This is a genomic window from Microbacterium xerophyticum (assembly GCF_053543555.1).
Genome location: NZ_JBLVOB010000009.1, coordinates 261,169 through 268,138, shown reverse-complemented (window position 1 = coordinate 268,138; position 6,970 = coordinate 261,169). Strand labels below are relative to the sequence as shown.

At 69.1% G+C, this 6,970-nt stretch carries 8 protein-coding genes and 1 tRNA gene; 2 read left to right on the top strand and 7 right to left on the bottom strand.

Features of this window, described 5'->3' with window-relative positions:
* The 5 genes from ACNPNP_RS19180 to ACNPNP_RS19160 all read right to left on the bottom strand — a co-directional run.
* Positions 1 to 651, bottom strand: a 651-nt coding sequence (locus ACNPNP_RS19180) for an FAD:protein FMN transferase (RefSeq protein WP_448967629.1), incomplete at its 3' end; no start/stop codon positions are given.
* Between the two features lie 5 nt (positions 652 to 656).
* Positions 657 to 1,112, bottom strand: a complete 456-nt coding sequence (locus ACNPNP_RS19175) for an FMN-binding protein (RefSeq protein ID WP_448967803.1) — start codon at positions 1,110 to 1,112, stop codon at positions 657 to 659.
* A 57-nt stretch (positions 1,113 to 1,169) separates the two neighbouring features.
* Positions 1,170 to 2,204 carry a ribose-phosphate diphosphokinase gene (locus ACNPNP_RS19170; protein WP_448967628.1) on the bottom strand — a complete coding sequence of 345 codons (1,035 nt, stop codon included), beginning with the start codon at positions 2,202 to 2,204 and terminating at the stop codon, positions 1,170 to 1,172.
* Between the two features lie 7 nt (positions 2,205 to 2,211).
* Positions 2,212 to 3,642: a bifunctional UDP-N-acetylglucosamine diphosphorylase/glucosamine-1-phosphate N-acetyltransferase GlmU gene (gene glmU / locus ACNPNP_RS19165; RefSeq protein ID WP_448967627.1), complete on the bottom strand. Its 1,431-nt coding sequence runs from the start codon at positions 3,640 to 3,642 to the stop codon at positions 2,212 to 2,214.
* Position 3,643: 1 nt separating this feature from the next.
* Positions 3,644 to 3,715 (bottom strand) — tRNA-Gln (locus ACNPNP_RS19160).
* Positions 3,716 to 3,806: 91 nt separating this feature from the next.
* On the opposite strand from ACNPNP_RS19160, the gene ACNPNP_RS19155 reads away from it, so the two are divergent.
* Together ACNPNP_RS19155 and ACNPNP_RS19150 are read left to right on the top strand one after the other, a co-directional pair.
* Positions 3,807 to 4,301 (top strand): MarR family winged helix-turn-helix transcriptional regulator, encoded by a 495-nt coding sequence (locus ACNPNP_RS19155; RefSeq protein WP_448967626.1) that lies wholly within the window; start codon positions 3,807 to 3,809, stop codon positions 4,299 to 4,301.
* Between the two features lie 36 nt (positions 4,302 to 4,337).
* Positions 4,338 to 5,285 (top strand): pseudouridine synthase, encoded by a 948-nt coding sequence (locus tag ACNPNP_RS19150; RefSeq protein WP_448967802.1) that lies wholly within the window; start codon positions 4,338 to 4,340, stop codon positions 5,283 to 5,285.
* Here the strand turns inward: ACNPNP_RS19150 and ACNPNP_RS19145 are convergent.
* Positions 5,234 to 5,920 carry a response regulator gene (locus ACNPNP_RS19145; protein ID WP_448967625.1) on the bottom strand — a complete coding sequence of 229 codons (687 nt, stop codon included), beginning with the start codon at positions 5,918 to 5,920 and terminating at the stop codon, positions 5,234 to 5,236. The genes ACNPNP_RS19150 and ACNPNP_RS19145 overlap by 52 nt on opposite strands.
* Positions 5,917 to 6,970: sensor histidine kinase (locus tag ACNPNP_RS19140; RefSeq protein WP_448967624.1), on the bottom strand; the 1,054-nt coding region annotated here is incomplete at its 5' end. The genes ACNPNP_RS19145 and ACNPNP_RS19140, both read right to left, overlap by 4 nt.

Sequence of the window (6,970 nt, the reverse complement as noted above, 5' to 3'; positions counted from 1 at the left end):
CCCCGCGTCGAGCACGTGGTGCAGGCCGTCGCCCCAGGCCCGCCTGTTCACGGCCGAGGCGCACAGCGCCTGGTCGCGGATGCTCGCCACCCCGATAGCCTTGGTGAGATCGAAGGGGTGCTCGAGACCTATGCGCACCTCGGCGCCGCGCACGGCGATGTCACCACCCGCATCCACGATCACTCTGCCGGCGACGCCGGCGAGCTCTGCGAGCACGAGGTCGACGAGACGGCCCTTGCCGATGGCACCGACATCGATCAGGGCAGGAGCCGCCAGCGACACGCGCGCGTCGGACCAGGTGAGGATGCCCCTCCAATCGGCGGGAGCCGGCCGAGCGGCGCCGGCGATGAGCGAGACCGTGGCGTCGTAGCCGAGCGCGCTGAGGCTCTCCCCCACCAGCGGATTCACGGCGCCCTGCGTGGCGTCGGAGAGTTCGGCGTACGCATCCAGCATCGCCACGGCGTCCGCCGGGCTGGGCGCGTCACCGCCGCTCGCGAGCGAGGAGACGAGCGAATCGGCGCGGAATCGCGACCAGGTGCGGTCGAAGTCGTCGATCACCGCGCCCACGCCCGCGCGTTCGGCGTCGCTCAGCGGGTCCGCGGTCTCGATCTCCCACCGGGTGCCGATCGCGTCGAAGCCCCAGGAGGACACGGTGCTCAGGCTGCCGCCTGCTCCTTGATGTCCTCGACCGCATCGTTGAATCCGCCGCTCGTGAGCGAGGACCCGGCGACGCGGCTGACGTCGAGCTCATCGATCGCGACGCCGACGACCTCTTCGGCGATGCCGTCGATGAACTGCCCCTGGTACTGCTCGGTCTCGCGCGCCTGCGGGTCGCCGGTCACCTCGACCTCGGTGACGACCCCGTCCTCGAGCGTGAGCGTGACCGAGATCTGCTCGACGGTCTCCGGGGTCTGATACGAGCCGTCGGCGGAGTAGGTGCCGTCCGTGTACTCCCCTGACCCCGACGAGTCGGAGCCCGTCGCACTGTCGGACTCCGTCCCGGTGTCCGTGGAGTCCTCCGCATCGGCGGTGCCGGAGCATCCTGCCAGGACGAGGAGGCCGGCGACGCCGACGACGGCGGCGCCCTTTCGAACGGAGGACGCGACGCTCATGCTCTTCACGTTCCCGAGGTTAGGGTGCCCTACTATGAGCGGGCTGTGTGTTCTCGACTACGCGTCGCCGCCGAACATGCTCGTCACCGAGCCGTCCTCGAACACCTCGTGGATCGCGCGTGCCAGCAGCGGAGCGATCGGGAGGATCTTGAGCCCGTCCCAGCGACGCGACTCGGTGAGCGGGATCGTGTCGGTGACGACGACCTCGTCGATCGAGGCGTCCTGCAGACGCTCGTTGGCCGGGTCGCTGAAGATCGCGTGCGTGGCGGCGACGATGACTCGACGCGCGCCGTTCGCCTTGAGCGCCTGCGCGGCCTTCACGATCGTGCCGCCGGTGTCGATCATGTCGTCCACGAGCAGGCATGTGCGCCCGTCGACCGTGCCGACGATCTCGTGCACCGACACCTGATTGGCGACCTTCGGGTCGCGACGCTTGTGGATGATCGCCAGCGGCGCATCCAGGCTGTCCGACCAGGTGTCAGCCACCCGGACGCGCCCCATGTCGGGTGAGACGATCGTCAGGGTCTCGCGGTCTTCCGCTGTGAGGTTCTCGCGGAAGTACTCGAGCAGGACCGGCTTCGCGAAGAGGTGGTCGACGGGGCCGTCGAAGAACCCCTGGATCTGCGCGGCGTGCAGGTCGACGCTCATGACCCGGTCGGCGCCGGCGGTCTTGAGGAGGTCGGCGACCAGGCGCGCACTGATGGGCTCGCGCCCGCGCCCCTTCTTGTCCTGCCGCGAGTACGGGTAGTACGGGGCGACGACGGTGATCCGCTTTGCCGATGCGCGCTTGGCGGCATCGATCATGATCAGGGTCTCCATGAGCCACTCGTTGACCGGCTCACCGAAGGTCTGGATGAGGAACAGATCGCACCCGCGGATCGACACCTCGAAGCGGGAGTAGATCTCGCCGGAGGCGAAGGTGCGATGCTCCGTCGGAGCGATCTCCGTGCCGAGCGCCTCTGCGACGGCCGATGTCAGCGCGGGGTGAGAGCGTCCGCCTGCGATGACGAGTCGCTTCTTCGTCTTCGCGACGAGTCCCGGCGCGACACCGTTGTCCCGATCCAGTTCAACGGTCTTCTTCTTGCGCGCCATGCTCCGCCTATTCCGCCGATTGTTCCCGGGCTGCGGCGTCCGCCGCGCCCGTTCCTGCTCTGTTCTTCTCGACCCAGCCCTCGATGTTGCGCTGCGGGGCCACGCTCACGGCCAGCGCTCCAGCGGGGACATCCTTGCGGACGACGGCGCCTGCACCGGTCTTCGCACCTGCACCCAGCTTAACGGGCGCGACCAGCACCGTGTGCGAGCCGGTGTGCACCTCATCCCCGATCTCGGTGCGGTGCTTGTTGACGTCGTCGTAGTTCGCCGTGATCGTGCTCGCGCCGAGGTTCACGCCACGACCGACCGTCGCGTCGCCGACGTACGAGAGGTGCGGCACCTTGCTGCCGTCGCCGATCTGGGCGTTCTTGGTCTCGACGTACGCGCCGATCTTGCCCTTCGCCCCCAGCGACGTGCCGGCGCGGAGGAAGGAGAACGGACCGACGGTCGCGCCAGCGCCGATGACGGCGAGCGTCGCCTCGGAACGGCGCACGACCGCATCCTCACCGACCTCGCAGTCGACGAGCGACGTGTCGGGGCCGATGACGGCACCGGATTCGATGACAGTCGCACCGACGATGTGCGTGTTCGGCAGGATCGTCACATCCGCCGCGAGCTTCGCGTCGTCGTCGATCCAGGTGGTCGCGGGATCCACGATCGTGACGCCCTCGAGCTGCCAGCGCCTGACGATGCGGGCGTTCAGGAGGCGGCCCACCTCTGCGAGCTGTGCGCGGTCGTTGACGCCGTAGGTCACGGTGACATCGGAGACGACGGATGCCGCCACCCGGCCGCCGTCGCGGCGGAGGAGTCCAGGCACGTCGGTGAGGTACATCTCGCCCTGCGCGTTGTCGACGCCGATGGCGGGGAGGTATTCGCGCAGCGTGGAGGCGCGGAACACGTACATTCCCGCGTTGATCTCCGTGACGGATGCCTCGTCGGCGGTGGCGTCCTTCTGCTCGACGATGCGATCGACTCCACCGTCGGCGTCACGGATCACGCGGCCGTAGCCGTTCGGGTCGTCCACGACCGCCGTCATCAGCGTCGCGGCGGCGTCGGCCGCCCGGTGCGCCGCGATGAACGATGTCAGCGTCTCCGCGTCCGCCAGCGGGCAGTCGCCGGAGAGCACCAGCACATCGCCGTCGAAACCGCTGGGCAGCGCGTCGACGGCGACCTGGACAGCGCGCCCTGTCCCGGGAACCTCGTCCTGATCGACGAACGTGACGTGCGGGTAGTCCGCGGCGAGCGCGGTCACCACCTGGTCGCGCTCATGGCGTACGACGACCTCCACGTGCGCGGCGTCGAGCGCGGTCGCCGTCGTCAGCACGTGCCCCACGAGCGGGCGACCGCTGATCGGGTGCAGCACCTTCGGCAGTCTGGACTTCATCCTGGTGCCCTGGCCTGCGGCGAGCACGATGATCGCGAGCTTGTTCTCCGTCATGCTCCGCCGCCAGGATTCGAACCTAGACCTAACAGCTCCAAAGGCTGTCGTGCTGCCATTACACCACGGCGGACCGTGACCGTCAGGGTCACCAGACAAGTCTGCCATGCCGGATCGTCTGCCTCGCGCGTATGCGTGCGGCGGCCCTGACCGATAATAGGAGGATGAGCGAGGTAGATGAGGTCGACCGCATCGTCGGCGCGTGGAACACCCAGCGCCCCGATCTCGATTTCTCCCCTCTGGAGGTGCTGTCACGGATGGACCGCCTCTCCAAGCACCTCGACCGTGCGCGCCGCGACGTGTTCCGCCGCAGCGACATCGAGCCGTGGGAGTGGGATGTGCTCTCCGCGCTGCGGCGTGCCGGCACCCCTTTCCAGCTCTCCCCCAAGCAGCTGCTGCAGCAGACGCTGGTCTCGAGCGGCACCATGACGAACCGGATCGACCGGCTGGTGGGGCGCCGGTTCGTCAGACGCGAGGCGGATCCCGGTGACGGACGCAGCGTGCTCGTCACCCTGACCGAAGACGGCCAGATGCGCGTGGATGCCGCCATCACGCGCCTCGTCGACGTCGAGGCGGAACTGCTGCAGGCGCTCTCGCGCGCCGACCGCGACCGGATGGCGTCTCTTCTGCGCAAGCTCAGCCTGAGCTATGACTCCTGATGGCAGCGCTCCGATGGTGAGCCTGTTCTGATGGCGATGCGCTCCCCCCTCCCCGTTCGCGACGGCGTCGGTGCCACCCGACTGCACGTGCCGCTCACCGGCCCCTGGCCCACCGTGAGCGCGTACATGGTCGAGCGGTTCTTCCATATCGATCCGCAGCGTCTGCTGTCGCGGTTCGACGACGGCGAGATCGTCGCCTTCGACGGCTCCGCCGTCTCCCGCGACGCGCCGCTCGGTGCCGAGGAGTTCGTCTGGTACTACCGCGAGCCGCCGGCGGAGACGCACATCCCGTTCGACATCGAGATCCTCCATCAGGACAGGGATCTCGTCGTGATCGACAAACCGCACTTCCTGCCCTCCACGCCTGCGGGCAGGTATGTGCAGAACTCCGCGCTCGTGCGCCTGCGCCGCCTGCTCGACAACGCCGATCTCGCCCCGGTGCACCGGCTGGATCGCGCCACGGCAGGCCTGCTGATGTTCTCGGCGCGCGCAGTGACGCGAGGCGCGTACCAGACCCTGTTCCAGCGCCGCCGGATCGAGAAGGTGTACGAGGCGGTGTCTGCGCGGCCGGAGGGATGGGCGAACGATCTGCCCAGGACGGTGCGCCTGCACATCGAGAAGCTGCGCAGCCAGGTGTGCGTCGACGTCGACACCGAGCGGGAGCCCAACTCCGAGACGCTCGTCGAACTGCTCGGCGCCGACGAGCACGTGGTCCACACGCTGCTGCGCCCGCACACCGGCAAGATGCATCAGCTGCGAGTGCACCTCGCGAGCATCGGTCTCGGCATCCTGCACGACAACCTCTATCCGATCCTCACGGATGAGACGCCGGACGATCATGACCGACCCCTGCAGCTGCTGGCGCGCGAGTTGCGATTCACCGATCCGCTCAGCGGTGAGGAGCGCGACTTCCGCTCGCGGCGGACCCTGCGCTACGCGCCGGACCCGGCATCCGGATCCGCGACGGCGACCACTCGGTTCTGATACGCCCAGACCACGGCCTGCAGACGTGAGCGGACCCCGAGTTTCGGCAGCATCCTGGCCAGGTGCGACTTCACGGTCGACACCTCGACGACGAGTGACGAGGCGATCTCCTCGTTCGACATGCCCTGCGCCAGCAGCAGGAGGATCTCGCGCTCGCGTGCGGTGAGCACTCCGTCTGCCCGGTGCGCCGTCACCGGCTGCAGACGGCGCCGCTGCACGAACTCACGGAGGATGCGCTTCGTGAGCGCCTGGTCGATCGTGCCGTGACCTGCGGAGACCTGCCGTACGGCGTCGATGATGAGGTCAGGCTCGGCGTCTTTGAGGAGGAAGCCCGCGGCGCCGGCCTCCAGAGCACCGAACACGTAGTCGTCGAGATCGAAGGTGGTGAGGATGAGCACGGGAACCGGGTCCTGCACCCCCTCAGCTGACAGCGCCCGTGTCACCTCGATGCCGTCGAGGCCCGGCATCCGGATGTCGAGGCAGGCGACGTCCGGTCGGAGCTCCGCGGCGAGCGCGAGCGCCTCGACGCCGTCCTCCGCGACGCCCACCACCTCGATGTCGTCCTTCGCGTCGAGCAGCGCCGACAGTCCCGCGCGCACGAGCGCCTGGTCGTCGGCGATCAGCACCCTGATCATGCCTTGTGCTCCTTCGGTCCCTGTCGCTCTGCGACGAACTCGCGGGGGATGATCAGGCTGACCTCCCAGCCGCCGTCGGATGTCGGCCCGTGGCGCAGTTCGGCCCCGACGAGGTCGGCCCGTTCGCGCATCCCCACCAGGCCGAACCCTCCACCGGACGACACCGCACGAGCTGGCGCTGCCGCGTTGCGCACCACGACGCGCACCTCTGTCGCGCTCGTGTCGTCGATCTCGACCACACTGTCCGCGCCGGGGGCGTGCATCGCCGCATTCGCGAGCGCCTCCTGGATGGTGCGGTACGCGGCGAGCTGAGCGAGCGGACCGACGCCGGACCCGAACCGCCGATCAGGTGACGATCCCCTCGTGTGCAGCTGCACGTCGGCGGCGGCCTCGGCGCGCACTCCGGCGATCAGGTCCGGCACCGAGGCGAACGTCTCGACCGAACGCTCCGCGCCCCCGTCCTCGCGCAGCAGACCCACCACGCGGCGCAGGTTCTGGAGCACCGTGGTGCTCTCGGCACGGATCTGCGCCGCCGCCCGGCGCGCGGCATCCGGATCCGTGCCGATCTGCCGCTCCACCGCCGAGGCCATCAGGGCGATCCCGGAGAGATGGTGAGCGGCGATGTCATGCAGCTCCCTGGCCATCACTGTGCGCTCGCGTGCCACTGTCGCATCCACCATGGCGTCCCGCTCCCTGGTGAGCGCATCGAGCTCGCGCCGCTGCGCCTCGCGCGATTCGCGTCTGGCGCGCAGCATCGCGGCGAGCAGGATCGGAACGACGAACAGTCCGCCGACCTGCACCGCGGCCTCACCTGCGGCGAGAAGGGGGTCGGCCCCTTCTCCCCCGATGCTGTTGACCACGCTCGCCGTGGCGAACAGCGCCGCCGAGAGGATCAGCGCCACCCACAGCGTGCGCGACGATCCGCTGCCGTATGCGAAGAACACCGCGACGGCGACGGCGAACGTGGCGACGTCGAACACGACGCCCGGCAGGCTCAGCGCGAACAGGAAGACGATCGCGGTCACGGTGAGCACGACTGTCCTGGGGGGA

Bases quoted from the DNA above. Each gene is read 5' to 3' on its own strand.
- ACNPNP_RS19150 (WP_448967802.1), top strand. From the start codon at position 4,338: ATGCGCTCCCCCCTCCCCGTTCGCGACGGCGTCGGTGCCACCCGACTG.
- glmU (WP_448967627.1), bottom strand. From the start codon at position 3,642: ATGACGGAGAACAAGCTCGCGATCATCGTGCTCGCCGCAGGCCAGGGC.
- ACNPNP_RS19155 (WP_448967626.1), top strand. From the start codon at position 3,807: ATGAGCGAGGTAGATGAGGTCGACCGCATCGTCGGCGCGTGGAACACC.
- ACNPNP_RS19145 (WP_448967625.1), bottom strand. From the start codon at position 5,920: ATGATCAGGGTGCTGATCGCCGACGACCAGGCGCTCGTGCGCGCGGGA.
- ACNPNP_RS19170 (WP_448967628.1), bottom strand. From the start codon at position 2,204: ATGGCGCGCAAGAAGAAGACCGTTGAACTGGATCGGGACAACGGTGTC.
- ACNPNP_RS19175 (WP_448967803.1), bottom strand. From the start codon at position 1,112: ATGAGCGTCGCGTCCTCCGTTCGAAAGGGCGCCGCCGTCGTCGGCGTC.